This window comes from Pygmaiobacter massiliensis (assembly GCF_900199435.1).
In the GTDB taxonomy this organism is placed as follows: domain Bacteria; phylum Bacillota; class Clostridia; order Oscillospirales; family Ruminococcaceae; genus Pygmaiobacter; species Pygmaiobacter massiliensis.
In genome coordinates this window covers 612,562-631,758 of record NZ_OAML01000002.1, presented here as the reverse complement: position 1 = coordinate 631,758, position 19,197 = coordinate 612,562, and the positions used below count along the sequence as shown (strand labels likewise).

The 19,197-nt window shown below is 49.7% G+C and carries 19 protein-coding genes and 4 tRNA genes; 9 read left to right on the top strand and 14 right to left on the bottom strand.

Annotated elements, in window-relative coordinates; genetic code table 11:
* Positions 1–70: 70 nt before the first annotated feature.
* The 5 genes from rpsR to C1A11_RS03045 all read right to left on the bottom strand — a co-directional run bounded on the left by rpsR (position 71) and on the right by C1A11_RS03045 (position 3,052).
* Positions 71–331, bottom strand: a complete 261-nt coding sequence (rpsR, locus tag C1A11_RS03065) for a 30S ribosomal protein S18 (RefSeq protein WP_102048939.1) — start codon at positions 329–331, stop codon at positions 71–73.
* Between the two features lie 27 nt (positions 332–358).
* Positions 359–823 (bottom strand): single-stranded DNA-binding protein, encoded by a 465-nt coding sequence (locus C1A11_RS03060; protein WP_102048938.1) that lies wholly within the window; start codon positions 821–823, stop codon positions 359–361.
* Between the two features lie 12 nt (positions 824–835).
* The gene (rpsF, locus tag C1A11_RS03055) at positions 836–1,120 is read right to left on the bottom strand and encodes a 30S ribosomal protein S6 (RefSeq protein WP_102048937.1); all 285 of its coding nucleotides are present in this window, start codon (positions 1,118–1,120) and stop codon (positions 836–838) included.
* A 123-nt stretch (positions 1,121–1,243) separates the two neighbouring features.
* Complete coding sequence (gene galU / locus C1A11_RS03050) at positions 1,244–2,113, bottom strand: UTP--glucose-1-phosphate uridylyltransferase GalU (RefSeq protein WP_102048936.1); 870 nt, start codon at positions 2,111–2,113, stop codon at positions 1,244–1,246.
* A 51-nt stretch (positions 2,114–2,164) separates the two neighbouring features.
* Positions 2,165–3,052, bottom strand: a complete 888-nt coding sequence (locus C1A11_RS03045; RefSeq protein ID WP_180950222.1) for an RING finger protein — start codon at positions 3,050–3,052, stop codon at positions 2,165–2,167.
* Positions 3,053–3,376: 324 nt separating this feature from the next.
* On the opposite strand from C1A11_RS03045, the gene prfB reads away from it, so the two are divergent.
* Positions 3,377–4,498: a peptide chain release factor 2 gene (prfB, locus tag C1A11_RS03040; protein ID WP_102048934.1), complete on the top strand. Its 1,122-nt coding sequence runs from the start codon at positions 3,377–3,379 to the stop codon at positions 4,496–4,498.
* A gap of 191 nt (positions 4,499–4,689) precedes the next feature.
* On the opposite strand, the gene C1A11_RS03035 is transcribed toward prfB, so the two are convergent.
* From C1A11_RS03035 to C1A11_RS03005, 7 genes are all read right to left on the bottom strand, one after another.
* Complete coding sequence (locus C1A11_RS03035; protein WP_102048933.1) at positions 4,690–5,553, bottom strand: AraC family transcriptional regulator; 864 nt, start codon at positions 5,551–5,553, stop codon at positions 4,690–4,692.
* 202 nt (positions 5,554–5,755) lie between these two features.
* Complete coding sequence (locus tag C1A11_RS03030; protein ID WP_102048932.1) at positions 5,756–7,297, bottom strand: UDP-glucose--hexose-1-phosphate uridylyltransferase; 1,542 nt, start codon at positions 7,295–7,297, stop codon at positions 5,756–5,758.
* 289 nt (positions 7,298–7,586) lie between these two features.
* Positions 7,587–7,847, bottom strand: a complete 261-nt coding sequence (locus C1A11_RS03025) for a TIGR03905 family TSCPD domain-containing protein (RefSeq protein WP_102048931.1) — start codon at positions 7,845–7,847, stop codon at positions 7,587–7,589.
* A 159-nt stretch (positions 7,848–8,006) separates the two neighbouring features.
* Positions 8,007–9,302, bottom strand: coding sequence for a transglutaminase domain-containing protein (locus C1A11_RS03020; protein WP_180950221.1), 1,296 nt, complete (start codon positions 9,300–9,302; stop codon positions 8,007–8,009).
* A 564-nt stretch (positions 9,303–9,866) separates the two neighbouring features.
* Entirely contained in the window at positions 9,867–10,025 is a 159-nt protein-coding gene (gene rd / locus C1A11_RS03015; RefSeq protein ID WP_102048929.1) for a rubredoxin, read from the bottom strand.
* A gap of 154 nt (positions 10,026–10,179) precedes the next feature.
* Entirely contained in the window at positions 10,180–11,169 is a 990-nt protein-coding gene (gene bsh / locus C1A11_RS03010) for a choloylglycine hydrolase (RefSeq protein WP_102048928.1), read from the bottom strand.
* A gap of 201 nt (positions 11,170–11,370) precedes the next feature.
* A tRNA-Gly gene (locus C1A11_RS03005) sits at positions 11,371–11,446 on the bottom strand.
* Positions 11,447–11,581: 135 nt separating this feature from the next.
* Between C1A11_RS03005 and C1A11_RS03000 the strand changes: the two genes are divergently transcribed.
* The 4 genes from C1A11_RS03000 to C1A11_RS02985 all read left to right on the top strand — a co-directional run bounded on the left by C1A11_RS03000 (position 11,582) and on the right by C1A11_RS02985 (position 16,224).
* Positions 11,582–12,484 (top strand): DnaD domain protein, encoded by a 903-nt coding sequence (locus C1A11_RS03000; protein WP_102048927.1) that lies wholly within the window; start codon positions 11,582–11,584, stop codon positions 12,482–12,484.
* Positions 12,481–13,440, top strand: a complete 960-nt coding sequence (locus tag C1A11_RS02995) for an ATP-binding protein (protein ID WP_102048926.1) — start codon at positions 12,481–12,483, stop codon at positions 13,438–13,440. The genes C1A11_RS03000 and C1A11_RS02995 overlap by 4 nt, the downstream gene beginning before the upstream one ends.
* Positions 13,441–13,527: 87 nt before the next feature.
* A complete protein-coding gene (locus C1A11_RS02990; protein ID WP_145995706.1) occupies positions 13,528–15,849 on the top strand; it encodes an ATP-dependent Clp protease ATP-binding subunit in 2,322 nt (773 codons plus the stop codon).
* A 3-nt stretch (positions 15,850–15,852) separates the two neighbouring features.
* On the top strand, positions 15,853–16,224 hold the full coding sequence (locus tag C1A11_RS02985) for a thioesterase family protein (RefSeq protein ID WP_102048924.1): 372 nt from the start codon (positions 15,853–15,855) through the stop codon (positions 16,222–16,224).
* Positions 16,225–16,290: 66 nt separating this feature from the next.
* On the opposite strand, the gene C1A11_RS02980 is transcribed toward C1A11_RS02985, so the two are convergent.
* Both C1A11_RS02980 and C1A11_RS02975 read right to left on the bottom strand, forming a co-directional pair.
* Positions 16,291–16,926 carry a formate/nitrite transporter family protein gene (locus C1A11_RS02980; RefSeq protein ID WP_102048923.1) on the bottom strand — a complete coding sequence of 212 codons (636 nt, stop codon included), beginning with the start codon at positions 16,924–16,926 and terminating at the stop codon, positions 16,291–16,293.
* A 15-nt stretch (positions 16,927–16,941) separates the two neighbouring features.
* On the bottom strand, positions 16,942–17,214 hold the full coding sequence (locus C1A11_RS02975) for a DUF1294 domain-containing protein (protein ID WP_102048922.1): 273 nt from the start codon (positions 17,212–17,214) through the stop codon (positions 16,942–16,944).
* Between the two features lie 226 nt (positions 17,215–17,440).
* On the opposite strand from C1A11_RS02975, the gene C1A11_RS02970 reads away from it, so the two are divergent.
* The 4 genes from C1A11_RS02970 (at position 17,441) to C1A11_RS02955 (ending at position 19,182) form a co-directional block, all read left to right on the top strand.
* Positions 17,441–17,517 (top strand) — tRNA-Arg (locus C1A11_RS02970).
* Between the two features lie 6 nt (positions 17,518–17,523).
* Positions 17,524–17,599 (top strand) — tRNA-His (locus C1A11_RS02965).
* Positions 17,600–17,655: 56 nt separating this feature from the next.
* Positions 17,656–17,731 (top strand) — tRNA-Gln (locus C1A11_RS02960).
* A 293-nt stretch (positions 17,732–18,024) separates the two neighbouring features.
* Positions 18,025–19,182 carry an aromatic amino acid transport family protein gene (locus tag C1A11_RS02955; RefSeq protein WP_102048921.1) on the top strand — a complete coding sequence of 386 codons (1,158 nt, stop codon included), beginning with the start codon at positions 18,025–18,027 and terminating at the stop codon, positions 19,180–19,182.
* Positions 19,183–19,197 lie beyond the last annotated feature (15 nt).

The window sequence follows — 19,197 nt, the reverse complement described above, 5'->3', positions numbered from 1 at the left end:
AAAATAATTAGAATAATGAATAAAAGAAAACCGGGACAAGAAGAAATCTTGTCCCGGTTTTTTAAGCAAATTAGTCGCTCACGTAGGGCAGAAGTGCCAGGTGGCGAGCTCTCTTGATCGCAGTGGTCAGCTCACGCTGGTGCTGTGCACAAGTGCCAGTCACACGGCGGGGGATGATTTTGGAACGCTCAGAGATATATTTGCGAAGCTTGACGATATCTTTATAGTCAATAGTCTCGACGCGGTCTACGCAGAAGCTGCAAACCTTTTTGCGGCTACGGCGCTGGGGACGGCCCGGACGGTCGCTTCTTTCAGTTCTTTCAAAAGCCAAAGTTCTTACCTCCTTATAAAATCGTGATTAAAACGGCAGGTCTTCATTGTCATCGACAACTGCAAAATCATCCGCAGAACCCTGCGAGAAGCTGGGCATTGCGGGAGCAGCAGTAAACTCAGGCGCTGCCTGGTTACCGGCCATATAGCCGCCGCCCTGTCCACCAGAAGAGTTTTTGGAGCCGCTGAAAAACACATTGTCGGCCATGATTTCAAAAGCCTTGCGTTTTTTGCCTTCCTTATCCTCGTAGGTGCGGGTTTGGATGCTGCCCTGTACAGCCATCATAGAGCCTTTCTGGAAATACTTGCAGACGAACTCTGCGGTATTTCTCCAGGCTACGATGTCAATAAAATCTGTCTGACGTTCGGCACCGGACTTCACAAAACTGCGGTCAACCGCAATGGTGAAGGTGGTGACGGACACACCATTGGGTGTGCGCCGAAGTTCGGGGTCTGCTACCAGACGTCCAAGAAGTGCGACAACGTTCAACATTGTGTTACCTCCTTATTCGCCTTTAGCGATGATCAGAGTGCGGAGAACACCGTCAGTGATCTTGTAGACACGGTCGAGCTCGGCGGGGAAATCATTCTCACAGCTGAAGTTGATCAGCGTGTAGTAACCCTCGGTCTCGTCGTTGATGGGATAAGCAAGCTTGCGTTTGCCCCACTCTTCAACAGATTCGACAGTACCGTTTTTCGCGATCAGGTCTTTGAACTTTGCGAGCAGAGCCGCAGTAGTTTCCTCATCGTTGGCGCAGCTGAGCACCACAACAGTTTCGTACTTTTTCATTCTGTACACCTCCTTTTGGACTTATGGCCTTTGCCTTCGCAAAGGCAAGGATAGCCACGTTTTCACGCAGCACTTTATTATACCCCATTTGGGGGAACAAAGTCAACAAGTTTTGCCTGCAGATTACAGCGTTTTGCTCAGTTCTTTCAAATATCGGCGGAATTCCACACCAATATCGGGGTGGTTAAGCGCAGTTTCTATCTGTGCCTGCATTACACCCATCTTAGAGCCCATATCATAACGCTTGCCGGTAAAGTCAACACCGGTCATGCCGCTGCGTCGCGCAAGCGTTGCCATGGCATCGGTTAGCTGAATTTCTCCGCCCGCACCAGGCTCGGTGCGGTCAAGAATCGTATAAATGTCAGGGGTAAGCAGGCAGCGCCCCAAGATCGAAAACAGGCTGAATTCCTGCCCGCGTGCGGGCTTTTCAATCATGTCTGTAATGTTATAGGTATTGTTTTCAAGATGTTCGACCTTCATTGAGGAGTATTTGACAATCGCCTCCGGCGATACTTCTTTAATGCCGACACAAGGTTTTCCGTATTTTTCATAAGCGCGAATCAGCTGTGCTGCAACGGGGTCTTGTCCCATAATCACATCATCGCCATAGAGCACAATAAACGGGTCGTCACCTGTAAAGCTGCGTGCTTTGCTGATGGCATGGCCCAGACCTTTGGTCTCACGCTGGCGAATATAGCTGATATTGGCAAGATTTGCAATGTCGATGCACTGGCCGAGCATTTTATCCTTGTGGTTTTTGGCCAGGTTTGCTTCCAGCTCCGGGGCGCGGTCAAAGTGATCTTCAATAATCTCTTTATTGCGGCCGGTGATGATGAGAATATCTTCGATGCCGGCAGCAACCGCTTCTTCTACGATATACTGAATGGCAGGCTTGTCAACGATGGGAAGCATTTCTTTCGGCATTGCCTTGGTGGCGGGCAGCACCCGGGTGCCAAGACCGGCAGCCGGGATAACAGCTTTTTTGATTTTCATGGTCTCGAATACTCCTTGTTTTGTTTTATCCTGTTGTAGACCCAACCGGGGTTAAAGCAAAAAGACACCGAACATTGTAGAGAGCATGGTGAAAAAGGACATACCAATGATAACGTAAAGCACGGCACGGCAAGGACCGGCTTTGGCGCGCAAACGCATTTGGTAGGCTTCTTCAGATGAGGCTTCCTGTTTCCAGCGGCGCAATACCTTGGCAGAATGCCAGCGGTAAATAGCAACCGCGAAAACGCCCCATAGCGCGTTGATCACGGTAACCAGTACTGAGGTGACCGACACAATGCGAGAAAGTGTGAGAGTGTTCACTGCAAACGGCAGAGCAATGCCAGCTTCCACCATCATGGCCAACATACCGGGGATGCTAAGCCCAACATTGAGCAGTACCGCGAGAATGCCGACCAGCCAAACTTTGCGATAAAAGAAGTAGTAGGGCGCAAAAAACGCGGCAGAAAGTGTAAAGCCGATTTTGTTGCCATTCTGGTCCTGACGGCGGAAGTGGTAGAGATAATACGGGGCACTGGTGCCGATGTAGGTAGCCCACTCACTTGCGGGGATACCGTCAAACGAGCCTGTGAACTCAAAAGGCTGTGCCGTATTCAAAAAGTCTGCGCCGGGCATTGCGCTGTTCTGCCCTGGGGCAGGCTGGGGCGCTTCGCCGTGCAGCGGCTGGCCGCACTGGGTGCAGAAGATGTTGTCTGAGTCACAATGGGTGCCGCAGGCAGGGCAGATGGCCGGTGCCTTTGCAGCCGCGGGACGGTGCCATTCAAAACCGCCGCCATGCATGGGGCGGTACACGCACTCGCCTTGCTTTTCATAGCATTCGCGGTGGTAGGGTGCGCCGCACTCGGGGCAGACGACAATGTCGTCACGCTCGGTTAATTCTTGTTTGCAGATGGGGCATTCGCATCCCACATAATTATGCATAAATAACTCTTCCTCCATGAAGAAATTTGTGTTGATTGCTGTAAAGTAAAAGAAAATGCGGGCATAATAAACTGCCTGCCCATGCGGGTTTGCCAGGCAAAACGTAAACGATGCCAAAATACAAATTATAACTATTCTATCTTACATCATTATGAGAAAAAAAGCAAAACCTAACACTTTACAAGAAATCATATACCAATTATAATACATAAATGAGAAGAAACCATGAAGAACAGATGACAGGAATGCAATTTCCCACAGAAAATAAAGCCGTATTTTTCGTGGCGGCAGGGGATTAATTCCGAGAAAGGGATATCCAAACCAATGATTATACTTGATGACGTAAAACGCGACCTCTCTCAGCTTGCACCGGATGTTAAGGATATCGGCGATGCACTGGGAATTGCCGCGATTAGCCAAAGATATGAAGAACTTACCCAAAAGAGCAGCGAGCCGGGCTTTTTCGATGATCCCGAAAAAAGCCGTGCCATTTTTGCCGAGATGAGCGGCATCAAAGAAAAACTGGATAAGTTTGATGCGCTGAAAGTGATGCTGGAGGACGCACAGACTTTTGTGGAGCTGGCAGAGGAAGACGGCGATGAAGCATTGCTGCCGGAGGCAGAAGAGCATGTCGCTCACGTGAAATCTGCACTGGAAGACCTGCGTTTGATTGCGCTGCTTTCGGGCGAGTACGATTCTAAAAATGCGATTCTCACCTTCCATGCAGGTGCAGGCGGCACCGAGGCGCAGGACTGGGTGGCAATGCTGTACCGTATGTACAACCGCTTTGCAGTGCGCCATGGCTTTACTATAGATGTGCTCGATTACCTTGACGGTGACGAGGCAGGTATCAAAAGTGCTTCTATTATGATTAAGGGCGTTAACGCATACGGCTTTTTGAAAGGCGAAAACGGCGTTCATCGTTTGGTTCGTGTTTCTCCGTTCGATTCTTCCGGCCGCCGACACACCAGCTTTGCTTCGCTGGAGGTTATGCCGGAAATTGATGATAACATTGAAATCGAGATTCGCCCCGAAGATGTGCGCATGGAAGTGTTCCGCTCCTCGGGTGCGGGCGGTCAGCATATCAATAAAACCAGTTCTGCGGTTCGTTTGATTCATATTCCCACTGGTATCGTGGTTGCCTGCCAGAACGAGCGCAGCCAGTTCCAGAATCGCGACATGGCGATGAAAATGCTCAAGAGCAAGCTGTTCCAGGTTGCGCAGCGTGAGCACCTTGATCATATTGAGGACATCAAAGGCGAGCAGCTGCAAATTGCATGGGGCAGCCAGATTCGCAGCTACGTTTTTATGCCCTATACTCTGGTCAAAGACCACCGCACCTCGTTTGAAAACGGTAACGTAAACGCCGTAATGGATGGCGATTTGGATGGCTTTATCAATGCTTACCTCAAAGGCCTTTCTCGCGGTGAGATTCAAGACCGCTAAGACGGCCGGAGCACAATAACATTTTGCAAAAAAAGATAAAAAACGAGAGCGCCACCGCAGCTTTGCGATGGCGCTCTTTTTATAAAGCATGGATATAAGATTGCGGCACAGGCCGCTCTTCTTGCAAACTACAAAATAACTGTAAATAAAACCGGCAATGCGCCCTGCTTTGGTGCATTGTCGGTTTTGTTTTAATGCTGTTTTTTCTTTACGGGAATCCAAATCTCGCTGTAATAGTTTTCGTCCTGCACGCCGTTTGGGTAATTGGCAGGGTCTTCGTACAGCTCTACATTATAGCCGGCAGCAATTTCATACTCTTTGCAGTTGGGGAGCCATTCGGAAAAAATCCGCTGATTCATCTCCTGTAAAGAATCTGGCATGCCACCTTTGCAGGAAAAGACCGCCCAGGTGTGTTTGGGAATAATGCGGGTAATCAGCCCATCGGGAATCTCTTGGGCAGGCACATAGTCATCTGCTATCAAGTACTCAAACGTATCATTGCCCAGTGTTTCGTCAATGCAAATACCGTACATGCCGCACACCAGAGGTTTTTTGCCCGCGGGGTGTTGCTCTGTCCAAAATGCGGGAATTTCGGTTTTTGCGTTTTCGTAAGGGAAAACTTTTGATACGCCCACCACAGTGAATGCTTCTTTTTCGCTGATTTTGTAATCCATTAAATAGCCGCCTTCCAATGAAAATTTAATTTTGAGACTGGCAAAAGATTTCAGCACACTGCCCTCTTTACGGGCAGCGGTTGGGGTGACCCCATGAAAACGAGTGAAGGCTTTGGTGAAACTATCTGGCGAATCGTACTGGTACTTGAGGGCGATGTCGATAATTTTATCCTCGGTGGCAAGCAGCTCGCTGCCGGCTAGCGTCAGCCTGCGCTGGCGGATATAATCCCCGACGGTAAACCCGCAAAGCATCGCAAACCCCTTTTGAAAATAAAAAGGAGAGATATATGCCTGCCTTGCAATTTCCTCGATGGTGAGTTTTTCTGTAATGTGCGATTCGATGTAATCAATGGTGCTGCTGATGCCTTCGATCCATTCCATGCCGTCATCTCCTTTGCTTGCCTCTATCGTACCATGGCAGCAAAAGCGCTGCCCGATTTTTTGTGTTCAGTTTTGTCTGCTGCAAAACACCTGTGTGATTATCATAGCACGGCGGCAAAACAGGGGCAACAAAAAGCGGAAAGCAAAAAAAGCAGCGAAAAACCACGGGTGTGATTTTCCGCTGCCAAAAGTGCAGAACAGATTAAAGTTTGGTGCAGCCAAGTGCAGCCAAAAAGCGGTCGTATGCCTGCATGCCTTCCAGTGTTTGCTTAAATACACCAGCATGCTCCAGGCACACTTCAAACTTTGCGCCAATTTCACGGTGCAGTGCGGCTTCGGCCTCATGTGCGGTAAGTGCAGTTCCGTAACGTTTTACAAGATAAGCAATCCAGTCCACATGTTCGGGCGCGGCGACGGTCACAGCTTCGGCAGATGCGATGCCGATAAGCACTTTCGCAATTTCTTCGCATTGCTGCTTGAGGCGGCTGGGCAAAATGGCAAGGCCCATCACTTCAATTAGTCCGATGTTCTCTTTTTTAATGTGATGGATTTCACGGTGCGGGTGGAAAATACCCTCGGGGAACTCTGCGCTGGTGCGGTTGTTGCGCGGCACAAGATCCATAATATAACCTTTATCCGCCTCAAAGTGTACAATAGGCGTAATCGTATTGTGCGGTACTTTGTTGCCGTCTTCTTCGGTGAAAGCAAGAATATCCGCAGCAGGGTCAGAATAAGTTTTCCAATCTGCCAGCACCTTGTCAGCAAAGCGAATCAATTCGTTTTTTTCTTTGCCGGTTACGCGCAATGCGGCAATGGGCCAGGCGATGCTTTCAATGGTAAGCGTGGGGAATTCTGCCGAGGCATAGCGACTGACCGTCTTGGCGTTTTGCATCGGAAAACGGTAATTGCCTCCCTGAAAGTGATTGTGGCTGAGAATGCTGCCGCCAACAATAGGCAGGTCGGCATTGCTGCCGCAGGTGTAATGCGGAAACAGCTCCACAAAATCCAACAGTCGCTGGAAAGTGAGGTGATCAATCTGCATCGGTTCGTGCTTTTCGCCAAAAACAATGCAGTGCTCGTTATAGTAAACATAAGGGGAATACTGCAAAAACCAGCGCTCACCGGCAAGGGTGACGGGGACAATGCGGTGATACTGACGGGCGGGAAAATTGACACGCCCTGCATAGCCGATATTTTCGGGGCAAAGCATACATTTGGGATAGCTTGCCGCAGGCAGCAAACGCTCCATAGCGATTGTCTTAGGGTCCTTTTCGGGCTTGGTCAGATTAATCGTAATTTCCAAGTTGCCGTATTTGCAGGGGTAATCCCACTTAATATTTTTTGCGATTTCTGCGGTGCGGATATAGTTGCTTGCAATGCAGAGCCGGTAAAAATACTCTGTGGCAGCACGCGGCCCCTTGGCTTCGTACAGCTCGGTAAACTTGGCAGCAACTTCACTTTCACGCGGCATCAGTGCGCCCATCAAACGGGCTTCGAAGTTCACACGCAGTGCGTAAATCTCTGCATCATATAACCCCGCCTCGCCAGCGCAGTCGAGTAGTGCATTCAGCAGCTCGGTCGGCAGTTGCGGTACCGGCTCGGTAGGAATGCCTTCGTATGGCTCTTCCAAATGGAAAAGGTCCAGCAGAGTGTTGCGGGCAACATAAGTATCCAGTTCTTCAATTAAGCCGTGTGCGCGGCCAAACTGCAAAAGTCGCTCAATCAGGTAAGCAGCGGTGTTCATGATATTTGCCTCATTTCCTTCGATATGACAGGTGTTTCTGCATGGGCGCCCCCGCAACAGAAAGCGTGAAAACAGCGAGCATACGGCTCGGGCCGATGAATGGGCACGAAAGTAGCTCGTGAAACATCGGCAGGGGATTGATTTCATTATAGCCTTTTCCCGGAAACGAAAACATAAAGTAATGTTGCACAATCATGCAGAAAGCGTTAGAGTTGGATGCGCTGATAAACATGTATTCAAAAAGAAAAGAGCAGCTTTTATAAAGAAAAGCTGCTCTTTTTAAAATTCATTATTTGCTCTTGCTTGCAAGGGCTTCTTCCAGCGCAATTGCAACTTGGTCGGGGCAGGAGGTTGCCTTGAAGCCACATTTAATGCCTTTCATGCGGGCAATCGCGTCTTCGGCTTTCATGCCGCGCAGCAAAGAGGAAATACCTTTTAAATTGCCGTTGCAGCCGCCAATAACGCGAACGTCTTCAATGGTGCCGTCGTCCGCAAGGACCAGTTCGGTGCTGGTGGAGCAAACACCGGTATTTTTGTGGGTGTAATTCATGTTTCTACACATTCCTTTCCGGGCAGGCTACGCGGCCGCGGGGCAAATACTTTGCCGCTAGCACCTGCAAAAGCCAGCCTTATGAAAATACTCATTTTAGAATTGTACCACGATTTTGGCTAAAATCAACCCAGAATTCGTCTTTCCGCTGAGGCCGAATTAATACAAAAAGATAAAATAGCAACCTAGACCGTTTTCTGGTGTACTTAAAAACATATTACTATAGCCGCCCATTGTTTCAAACCAGCGCGCAAAAGTGGCCGAAGCATCTTTGCCAGTGCGGGAAGAGCGAAACTCAAGTGCCAGTGTGCCATCAGCCGATGTCTGCCGGGCTTGCTGTGCGAGCGTTAAGAGCTGGGCTTCATTTTCGACGATTTTGCCGCTTTGCAGATAATAGCCATAGGTGACCGCAGTATCTTGCGGGTAAACAAAAGTGCTGTTAGCAATATGGTTGCGGCTGATTTCCTCATAGTTCAAGTTAAAGTAGCGGTGAAGCACCGGGGCACCAAGGTCACGCATTCCTTGTGCAGAAAAGGGGGCTTCTACCATTTGTCCTTTGTCGTTGAGATAAACATCGCCGTTGTCGTCCCAGGTAGGGTCGCAGTAATAAGCTGCGCCGTCCTCCATGCGCACAAAGTTCCAGGCGTGGTTATCCTGGTCGCCCATGTCCACAGCACCGCCCACACCATCGCGCGGGTCTACCCGGCCAAGCACAGTGGCGGCTTCGATGCCGGCGTAATTGCACAAAAGCTGAAAAGCGGAAGCATAACCGTCACAAACGGCCATGCCGGAAACGATTGCACCGTACGCGGTGTGAGCCAGCCTATCTTCTAACGAAAGATTGGTTTGCGTTTCGTTGACTACATCGCTGCTGGATTTTGCCGCCCTGTAATCGTAAGCGACCTGCGTTATCAGTGTATCGTAAAGAAACTGTTCGCGCTCGTAAAGGTCTGCATACCCTGCGGCGGTTGCCAGTGTTTGCGAAACTTTATCTTTTAATGACTGGGAGCGGGTTGCGCGCTCTCCACCAGATTCGCCGATGGAAATCTCGATGCCCAGCGGCGTGCCGCCTGCGGTGGAATAATAGCTGCAGCTTTGCCCCCAGGAGGCGCAAAGCAGCTGTGGGTAATCGTATTGCAACGCGCGTAAGGCACTGGTTACATCTGTACGGGAAAAATCGCCCTTTAAGTAAAGGCTGCCTTCGGTATTTTCTGCAAGGTGATACAGCATACCGGCATACACCTGGCGTGCGGCCTCTGTTGTGAGCTGGTCGTAATAAAAGGTGCTTTGCTGCGGCGTAAACGTAGTGGTAATGCCCGGGTCAATGTAAGGAATCGCTGCAAGCGGTGCATCTGGGCGCAGTTCGTTGCGCATAACTTGCAGCGTATTGCTGATGCCAGAGCATGAGCAGAGCAGCAGACAGCAGAGAAGTGCTGCACAAAGCCTTTTCTTCAAATTGCGCCCTCCTTTAACAACAAATCTGTTTTTCATTGTACCGAATTGTTAACAAAAAAACAATGGCAAGCCACCTTACTAAAATAGGAAAACTATTATTTTTCTTAAAACACAACAGGTGAAGTCCGGTTTATTGGACAGGTGACCTGTTATAATGTAGCCAAACAGAAAAAACAGCGTAAAACAACTACACGCAGCGAAAACGGAGTACGGCTTCGCCTACCAAATCCAGTATATGCAGGCACACACTCAGAACTTTAATCAAGCAAGCCAGCAAAGGTAAGTGCGGCAGTTTTCCTGTGTCGGTAAGACGAGTTTTAAAAGCTGCAAAACTACACCATAAAAACAGAACACAAAAAAGGAGTATGACCATGTACGAAGAAGGATATACCGACGCGTTTTATTTTATCCCGGGAGGCGAAGTGCAGTGCTTTGCAGACGATACTGAGGCATGGGAGTATGAACGAAGCGCTTAAAGGGACACAGAGCTTTTAAAGCTGAACACCAGTGACCTCTCGAATAAAATAAAGAAAAGCCCAGAGCGGAAAAGCTCTGGGCTTTTGGTTACATCTCGCTAAATTCAGCTTTGCTGACACCGCACACAGGGCAAACCCAGTCAGCAGGAACGTCTGCCCACAGGGTGCCGGGGGCGATACCGCTGTCGGGGTCGCCGACTGCTTCGTCATAAACGTAACCGCAAATAGTGCAAACATATTTTTTCAAGTTAATCACCCTTTGTTTCTTAATTTGCCTTTATTGTACCCGTAAAATGGCAAGAAAAACATAGCAAAAGATTTTGCCACATTCGGAATAGAACGACGGTGCCGGATTGCAAAGAAAAATATGAATTCAATACTAGCTTTAATAAACCAATCTTTTAATTCTGATAGTTAATATCCTGCGTGGCTAAATAATCAAAAACCTTAATATTGCCGTTGTCGAGATTTTCGCTGGACAGTTTTACGGCATTGATGCGATTATTTCCATAAGTTTTGTAGTAGTAAATGCCTTTTTCCTGATCCATGCAGGACGCATATAGGGTCATGTCCTCCATGCCATCTTCTGTCATTACACTGCCTTTTACCATAGCCACATAATCGAGCATGTGGAAAAACTGGGCTACAGCAGTGGCATCGTCTTTCATTTCAGGCAGATGGGTGCGGACATAAGCGATTCGAACAAAGCGCGACACTGAGGCGAAATCTCCGGGCATACCCAAAGTACCAGCACCAATGCCTAAACCTTTGAGCTCTTTTTCTCCCCAAGAGACCGAATCAGGATGGTGCGGCGTTAAATTCATATATTCATTTAAATTAATCAAGTGCCAATCAAAAGTAGGGTCATTCGTCATGACTCCAACAGGGTTGGGATAAACAGCGAGTTTTTCTTTCGTTTTTTCTATAACAATTGATTTTCCATATTTATCACTAATCATCCAGTGCAATGTGGGTACTGAGGTTTTGCTGTTAATCGGCACGTCGACAAGTTCGATATTCGCAATACCTTGAATTACCTCATCTACCGTGTCGTGGTTTAAAAGCACCCAAAGAATAAAATCGTAAGGGGCAATATTCGTTTTTCCATCCACAGGCTGAGGCTCATAATGGGCATAACGTGCAAAGTTCAGGCCAGCACAAGCCAGTCCGTTTTCATTCATTGCCTCCGCCATTGCCGGATGATGGTCGATGATTGTGCCCATTCCAAGAAGCGCTTTTTGCGTTTGTACGGTTTTACCGGTTACCTTATCCTGATATTCGTACCCGCGGGAGATACAAATAGGGGATTGATTGAAAAAATAGGCCAAATCCATATTGCGGCCAAAGAAGCATTTATGATTATTTGTTTTTATACTCAAAGCAGTACACATAATTTTACCTCCACTTTAAATTTATTATATCCGGTCTACGCATACAGTTGCATGGCGGCATCAACTGCTTGCAAAAAATGATGCGGCCCACACCCGAAGTGTTTAAATTTTTTCAAACATAGCAAATGCGAAAGATGAAAATAGTACCAAAAGCAAAAACGGCAGAAACTGCGAAAAATCGCTTGCTTCTGCCGCTTTTTATGGAGCGGGTTACGGGACTCGAACCCGTCGCCTTCTGCTTGGGAAGCAGACGCTCTACCAGATGAGCTAAACCCGCACTATAAATGAGTGCTAAATTATTGTAGCCCGTTTTTTTGCCTTTGTCAATTGTTTTGCCGGAATTTTTGTTTGACACAAAACCTGAAAACGGCTAGAATTAGGTTACATCAAATTACGAAAGCGAGGCCGGAAGATGGGCTATCGATTGGCAAAACAAAAAGGCGATGCAATCACCGTGCCTCATATCATATTTAAAAAGCTGTCAACGGCAACAGAAGACCAGCTTCGCGTTGCGCTTTGTGCGGTAGCACAAGGCATGGCGGACCCGCTGGCAGTTGCCCAAGAGCTGGGGCTTTCTAAAACATCGGTGGAACTCGCGTTCGCCTATTGGGTCGGCGCGGGGCTTTTTTTGCCCGATGGCGAGGTGACCGCTAAAACCCCGGCCCTGCCCAAACGCGGCCCGCGCATGACAAGCAGAGATATCGTGGAGGCTTCCCGTACCGATCCCGAGATCGCGCTACTGATTAGCGAAAGCCAGAACCTGCTTGGGCATATGCTCAGCCCGGCAGAAAGCTCGCGCATTGTAACGCTGTATGTGCAGGACAAGCTGCCCATCGATATGATTTTGACTGTTATGGCGCATTTTATTGCAAAAGGTCAGCGGAATGTCAGCTATATTGAAAAAGTGTTGATTTCCTGGCGCGAAGAGGGGATTTGCGACGGCATTGCGGCCGAGCGACATCTTGGCACGCTGGAAAAACGTGAAGATTACGAAGCGGAAGTTGCAAAGCTGCTTGGCGTAAAGCCCGATGGTTTTACCGCAGGCGAGCGCACGCTGATTGCGCGCTGGTATGAAGATTTTGCATTTGATGCCGATATGATTGAAGCGGCCTTGCTGCGTGCAGGCGAAAAAAACAACGTGCGCTACCTTTCCGGCATCTTAAAAAAGTGGCATGCCAGCGGCTACAAAACGCCGCGTGACATTCCGGCAGAGGGTGAAAACCTGCAGCCGACAGGCCGCCGTACACCGGCCCGCACGCCTGTGGCAAAAGGAAAAGGCATTTTGGTTTCAAAAAGAGGGAGTGGTGACAGATGACAAAAGAAGAACTGCGCCGCAAGGTTCAACTGGAACTTTCCCGTCGTCGTCAGCGTGCCATCACCCTTGCAGAAGATAATAAAGCAATCGCCTATCATAAAATTCCCCGGCTGCTTGTGCTGGACAACCTCTCAATTGACATCGGTATTCAGCTTGCACGGCTGGGCGCTGCCGGTGGCCACCTGGAGGAGCGGGAAGAGCAGAAGCGCCTATTGGACGAAGTGGCGAAAGAACGCCGCGCTTTGTTGGTAGAGGCAAATTTCGCTCCGGATTTTTTAGAGCCCCGCTACACCTGCCCAAACTGCAAAGACTTTGGACGTACGCCACAAGGCATTTGCAGCTGCGTTACGCTACTGACCCAAAAGCTGCGCCGTGATGAAATTAACGCGCGCTTTCCTTTAAGCATGTGCAGTTTTGAAAATTTCAGCCTTTTACATTATAAAGAAGAAATCGATCCGGCGTTTGGTATTTCTGCGCGGGAGCAGATGACTGAAGTACTGGAGCGCTGCAAGCGCTATGCCGCAGAATTTCGCAAAAGCTCGCCGAACCTTTATCTGTTTGGTGAAACAGGCATTGGCAAAACTCATTTGGCGCTTTCTATTGCAAGCGAGGTACTGAAAAAGCAGTTTAATGTGGTGTACGTAAGTAGCCAGAACATCTTTTTTGCGATGCAGCAGGACCGTGCAGAGGCAGCCAACATTATTGAAACGCTGCTGGCTGCTGATTTGCTGATTCTGGATGACCTGGGAACTGAGCTTGTAAACGCATACGTCATCTCTACGCTTTACAACATTGTAGATACCCGGATGGGACGCAAGCGCCCCACTATTTATACGACCAATATCATCGACGAAGCGCTGCTTACGGCACGGTATACCGAAAAAATATCCAGCCGCCTGCTTGGTAGCTGCGAAATGTACCGGCTGCTCGGTGATGATATCCGGCTTCAAGCTTAAAAAAGACCGCTGCTTGATTTTTTCAGGCAGCGGTTTTGCTTATCACCCGACAAAGCGGTCCATACTTTGCCTGAGGTGGTGTTTTTCTTGCTGTATTTTAGAAATTTTAGTGATAAAGCCAATCGCTGCTGCGTTTCGGCTATTGAAACTGCGGGGCAGATGGGACATTTATATGTAGGTACCGAACATTTGCTGGCGGGTATTCTTACCGAAGGAACCAGCCGTGCGGCTGTGCTGCTTTCGGAGCGGGGAATGACCCACCGCAGATATCTGGATTATATGCAGCTGCAAATCGGGCGGGGAATTACCGTACGGCTTTCCCCGGCAGATTTAACGCCGGCTGCGCTGCGCATTTTAGAGAGTGCGGCGGCCAAAAGTGAGGCGCAGGGCGAGCCGAAAACCCGGCCAGAGCATATTTTAGCAGCATTGCTACGTGCAGAAGGCAGTACGGCTTCTAAATTTATGACCCACTTTGGGCTGGATAAAGAAGCTTTGCTGAGTGCCTGTGAATGTGGCATTCTGCCGATGACAGGTCTGGGCGGATATGCCCGCACCCAACCTTCGCCACAGATGAAATCAATGGGCAAAAGCCTTGAAAAATACGGCAAAGATTTGACTTTGCTTGCCACCAGCGGCACGCTGGACCCTTGCTTGGGAAGGGAAGAGGAACTGGCGAGACTAATTGAGATTTTGTGCCGCAGACAAAAGAACAACCCGTGCCTGGTGGGCGACGCGGGTGTAGGTAAAACAGCAGTAGTAGAAGGGCTTGCTCAGCGTATGGCAGAAGGCAAAGTGCCGGCGCAGCTTGCCAACCGTCGGCTCATCAGCTTAGATCTGCCCGCACTGGTAGCTGGCACAAAATACCGCGGCGACTTTGAAGAGCGCTTTAAAGCAGTGCTAGAAGATGCTGCTGCCGACGGTGGATGTGTGCTTTTTATTGATGAGGTGCACGACATTGTGGGGGCAGGTGCCGCCGAAGGCGCGATTGATGCCGCCAGCATCTTAAAGCCTTCTCTCGCCCGCGGGCAGCTGCGGCTGATTGGCGCAACCACACCCGAAGAATACCGTAAGAGCATTGAAAAAGACCCGGCGTTAAGCCGCAGGTTTGCACAAATCGAGGTGCCGGAACCCTCCGCAGAGGCCTGTGTGAAGATTTTAGCAGGGCTCAAAAATCGGTACGAGGCTTTCCACAATATCCGAATTGACGCAGATGCCCTGCGCGCGGCGGTCGAATTTTCTATTCGATGCAGCCCAGAGCGGCGGCTGCCGGACAAAGCAGTGGACCTGCTGGACGAAGCAGCTGCCTGTGCGCGGGTGCGTAGCCCGTCTCAAAAAACGCTGACCCGCAAAGATGTGCAGGTAGTTGCCTCCCGCGCCAGCGGCATACCGGCTGGCGAGCTGGCACGCAGCGAAAAGGCAAAGCTGCTTGGCCTGCGCGAGCGGCTGGGTCACCGTATTATCGGCCAAGATGCAGCGGTAGAAACCATCAGCATGGCGTTGGCACGTGCGGGCACCGGTCTGCTCAGCGACCAGCGCCCGATGGCGTCGTTTCTCTTCCTTGGGCCTTCCGGTGTCGGCAAAACAGAGCTTTGCCGTGCACTTGCCGATGAGATTTTTGGCGGCAAAGAGGCACTGCTGCGGTTTGATATGAGCGAATATATGGAAAAGCAGGCCGCTGCAAGGTTGATTGGCTCGGCGCCGGGCTATGTGGGCTACGAAGAAGGCGGACAGCTGACCCGTGCGGTCAAACGCCGCCCCTATGCACTGGTGCTGTTTGATGAGATAGAGAAGGCCCACCCGGATGTGGCGGATTTGCTGTTGCAAATTCTTGAAGAGGGCGAGCTGACCGATGGCTGCGGCTGCAAGGTAAGCTTCCGTAATACGGTTGTGGTGCTGACGGGTAACCTTGGAGCGGACGAGCTCTGGGGTGGTCGTGGGCTTGGGTTTGCAAGCGAGGCAGATACCGAAGCGCACCGCGCCGCAGCGGCCATGGAAGTGAGCCGCAAATACTTTAAACGTGAGCTGCTTGGCCGTCTCGATGAAACCGTGGTGTTCCATCCGCTGAATGCTGCTGCAATGCGCGAAATTGCAGCCCATGAGTTTGCGCAGGTAGCGGCACGTGCGTTGGCCATTGGGGTGCAGTTGGAAGCAGACGAGGATGCACTTGCTGAACTAGCGCATAAGAGCCAGAATACCCGGTATGGTGCCCGCATGATGCGCAGCATAATTAACAAAGATATCCAGGACCCCTTGTCCATCTTGATACTCGGTGGTACAATGAAACCATCCGAAAAAGTCGTGGTCAAACTGGGGGAACGTGGCATTGTTCTTACGCTGGAGCCTAAAACGCCAGCCGTAGAGGTTCCGCCTGTGGCGACCACCGAAAATCAAAAAGATGAGGCGGGTTAACCTATGGCAGAAAAGGTTTTTGAAGTAAGCATGGCAGTTACTGAAGAGAAAACTGCAAAGGCAATGGGCAGCGGAGATCTTCCGGTGTTGGCGACCCCTGCGATGATCGCACTGATGGAAAATGCAGCAATGCAGTGTGTGGCTGCAGAGCTGGAGGACGGCATGACAACCGTTGGCGTGCACATGAACGCCGAGCACAACAAAGCAACAGCAGTGGGCAAAACGGTGATGGCACGTGCCACCCTGAACAGTCAGGAAGGCCGCAGCTATGTATTTATGGTAGAAGCCTTTGAAGATGGCGTGCAGATTGGCGTGGGCGAACATACCCGCGTGGCAGTCAATGCAGAGCGTTTTCTTGCAAAACTTGCAAAGTAAATAAACAAAACAAAACCGGAGCCTGCAAACAGCAGAGCTCCGGTTTTGTTTTGTGCGAAAGCCGAGTTAATTGGTGCAGCCGGCTTTTTCCATCAGCCGCTTGGTGAAAGGCAAAAACATGCCGCCCAGCAGGTTGCCAACCGACATCAGCAAAAGCCAGAGAAGATTGTGCGCGTTCCACGCACCGGCAAGCCAGCCGTAGAACATATTGGCGATACAGTGCTCAAAGCCGGATAGGATGAACACGACCACACAAACCACAACAATAAATACTTTGCCGAAATCGTTCGGGAAAATTTTGTAAGTATCTACTGCAATGTACATCAATAGCCCGCACAGAAATGCAAGGATAAGAATGCTGACCGGGCCGTCTGCGGCTTTAATGGCCCACAGTTCTGTTGCGCGCTCTGCCAGCGCCGCGCCAAAGCGGGTGGCACGCATGCCAAGCCCAACAATGCCTGTTCCCACCAGGTTGCCCAGCCAGATAAGGCCGAGATAACCGAGGTAAGAAACGGGCTGCTCTGCGGCATAGCCTGCTTTACCGGTGAAAAGCAGCATGCCGCGGGCAATAATGGTCATCAGACCGAGGGAGAAGAATACGGCGCCGGTAAGTCTGTTGTCGCAGGATAGAAAGACAACGCCGCCGATGCCAATCATCATACCTGCGATGACGCCGCCCCAAAATGTGCAAAAATGTTTCAAGTGACTTTTTCCTCCTCAAAAAAACTTGGGCCATGCCCAGGCGACCAATGCCAACTGGCCAAGAAAAAGCAGCGGTACCCAAGGCATGAACTTTGGATCTTTCGTTTTATGATGAAAGAGTACCATGCCCGCAAATAGCCCCGCCGCGCCGAAGAGAAAAGCCAAAAGAAGCAGGGTACGCTCTCGAATGCGGCGTTTGTGATGCACAGCGAGAAATTTATCCCACCCGCACAGCAAAAAAGCCCAGGCATTTATCGCGCCCAGTAACAAATAGATATAAAAATGCAAAAATTGTCCCCCTTTGGCTTATACTAGGCAGAGTATAACAGAATTAGCGTCGAATCTTCAACTAAAAACGCTACAAAGAATTGGTTTTGCGTGTGGTAATTTTTCTCGTTTGTGACGGAAAATGAATTTTTACGATAAACAACAGAAAAAATATAAAAAAACGCTTGACTTTTACTGCCGATTTATAGTATCATATAACTCGCAGCCGCAAAGGGTATTCAGGTATGCGCCCGTAGCTCAGGTGGATAGAGCAACTGCCTTCTAAGCAGTGGGCCAGGGGTTCGAGTCCCTTCGGGCGCACCATATATGGTGGGTGTAGTTCAGTTGGTAGAGCGCCAGATTGTGGTTCTGGTTGTCGTGGGTTCGAGTCCCATCTCCCACCCCATTTAACAAAAAGAGCGAATTCGGTTGAGTTCGCTTTTTTTATATAAATTTTCACAATGGGCTGTCGCCAAGCGGTAAGGCACAGGACTTTGACTCCTGCATTCCGCTGGTTCGAATCCAGCCAGCCCAACCAGAAAGAATCCCAGTAGAATTAACGTTCTGCTGGGGTTCTTTTTATTTTGCTGTGTTACCGCGCGCTATAACGGCACAAGTGCCAGACAACTGGTATTTCAAATATTATAAATAAAAGTTTGATTTTATAGCATTTTAAGTGATTGTAAAACAATTACGCTCATGGTAGAATAAGAGAACTTTCTGCCGTAAAACATACAGCAGAAACATGCCTGTTTTGCGACAGTTTATCGCCCTTGTTCGAGGCATAACAAATCAAAGCCCCTTGGCAAAAAGAAAAGGAGCAGCCAATTTATGAAAAACATCCAAAGTGAAGCGCGCCTTACCTTTGGCGAGGCCACAAGTATTATCGTTGGTCACGGGGTAGGTGCAGGCATTCTGTCTATCCCATTCCTCGCTTCCCGCAATAGCATTTTCGACCTTGTTTGGGTTTTGGCTTTGGCGTATGGGACCAATTTGCTTTTGCATTATATCATTGCTGAGCTTTCTTACAACAACAATGGCGCACAGTTCATCAAATGTTTTGAAACCGAGCTATTTACCGGACGCTTAAAAAAGATATTCACTTGGCTTGCATTTGCGCTGTTGGGCTTCTCGGTCATCGTCAACGTCAGCGGCTTTTTAACCGGGGCCGCAGCGGTTTTTGGTTCCTGGTTTGGCATGCCGCGCATTGGCGGCGTGCTGTTGTTTTACTTAATCGGCGGCAGTGTAGTCTTTTTTGGTATGAAACTGGTCGGCCTTTGCGAAAAGGTTGCCGTGGTCTCTATGCTTGCCGTTATTGGCGTGCTAGTCGTAGGCACATTGAGGGGAGAAACCCAGAGCTTTAGCGGCGACTTTGTTTCGCTTACAAATGTGCTTGCTCTTTACAGTATGATAGCATTTGCCTTGTCTGCGGTCATGTCTGTACCGCAGGTGGTCAAAGGCCTGGATGGCGATGTGAAAAAGATTCGCGCCTCAATTGCACTTGGCACCGGCATTAACCTCTTTTTAATTCTCGTAATTACTTTGACGACGCTAGCCGGTGTGGGGCGAGACATTTCGCAAAATGGCGCGCTGGTCGACCTGTCAGAACATCTTGGTGGCTGGGTTGGGATTATCGGATACATCTTTACGTTGCTGGCCCTCGCTACTTCGTTTTGGGCGAACACATTGGACCTGCGCGATATCGTGAACGAACAAACGCGCTGGGGCGTACGCTCAAGCTGGGCTGCTGCAACCTTGCCCAGCCTCGCTATTGCCCTGCTGGGTGTAACAAGCTTTGTCGGTTTTACACGACTTGCCAGCATTGTGCAGGTGCTTACCGGTGTAGGCGTTATCGTTGCATACAACCGCTCGCGCCGCCGTATGGGGACAAGCCCCATTTGCGGACGCGTAGGTACACTGCCGTTCCAGTTGCTGGTGCTGGTGGCTTCCGTTGCCTCCACCGTCGGCGCATTATTGAAAATCAATTAAAAGGAGCATATTCAT

What these genes read in the sequence shown, in the direction of transcription:
- C1A11_RS03030 (WP_102048932.1), bottom strand. Translation starts at nt 7,297, where the DNA reads ATGAACACCGCTGCTTACCTGATTGAGCGACTTTTGCAGTTTGGCCGC.
- C1A11_RS03060 (WP_102048938.1), bottom strand. Translation starts at nt 823, where the DNA reads ATGTTGAACGTTGTCGCACTTCTTGGACGTCTGGTAGCAGACCCCGAA.
- C1A11_RS03000 (WP_102048927.1), top strand. Translation starts at nt 11,582, where the DNA reads ATGGGCTATCGATTGGCAAAACAAAAAGGCGATGCAATCACCGTGCCT.
- C1A11_RS02955 (WP_102048921.1), top strand. Translation starts at nt 18,025, where the DNA reads ATGAAAAACATCCAAAGTGAAGCGCGCCTTACCTTTGGCGAGGCCACA.
- C1A11_RS02985 (WP_102048924.1), top strand. Translation starts at nt 15,853, where the DNA reads ATGGCAGAAAAGGTTTTTGAAGTAAGCATGGCAGTTACTGAAGAGAAA.
- rpsF (WP_102048937.1), bottom strand. Translation starts at nt 1,120, where the DNA reads ATGAAAAAGTACGAAACTGTTGTGGTGCTCAGCTGCGCCAACGATGAG.
- C1A11_RS03035 (WP_102048933.1), bottom strand. Translation starts at nt 5,553, where the DNA reads ATGGAATGGATCGAAGGCATCAGCAGCACCATTGATTACATCGAATCG.
- prfB (WP_102048934.1), top strand. Translation starts at nt 3,377, where the DNA reads ATGATTATACTTGATGACGTAAAACGCGACCTCTCTCAGCTTGCACCG.
- galU (WP_102048936.1), bottom strand. Translation starts at nt 2,113, where the DNA reads ATGAAAATCAAAAAAGCTGTTATCCCGGCTGCCGGTCTTGGCACCCGG.
- C1A11_RS02995 (WP_102048926.1), top strand. Translation starts at nt 12,481, where the DNA reads ATGACAAAAGAAGAACTGCGCCGCAAGGTTCAACTGGAACTTTCCCGT.
- C1A11_RS03045 (WP_180950222.1), bottom strand. Translation starts at nt 3,052, where the DNA reads ATGCATAATTATGTGGGATGCGAATGCCCCATCTGCAAACAAGAATTA.
- bsh (WP_102048928.1), bottom strand. Translation starts at nt 11,169, where the DNA reads ATGTGTACTGCTTTGAGTATAAAAACAAATAATCATAAATGCTTCTTT.
- C1A11_RS03025 (WP_102048931.1), bottom strand. Translation starts at nt 7,847, where the DNA reads ATGAATTACACCCACAAAAATACCGGTGTTTGCTCCACCAGCACCGAA.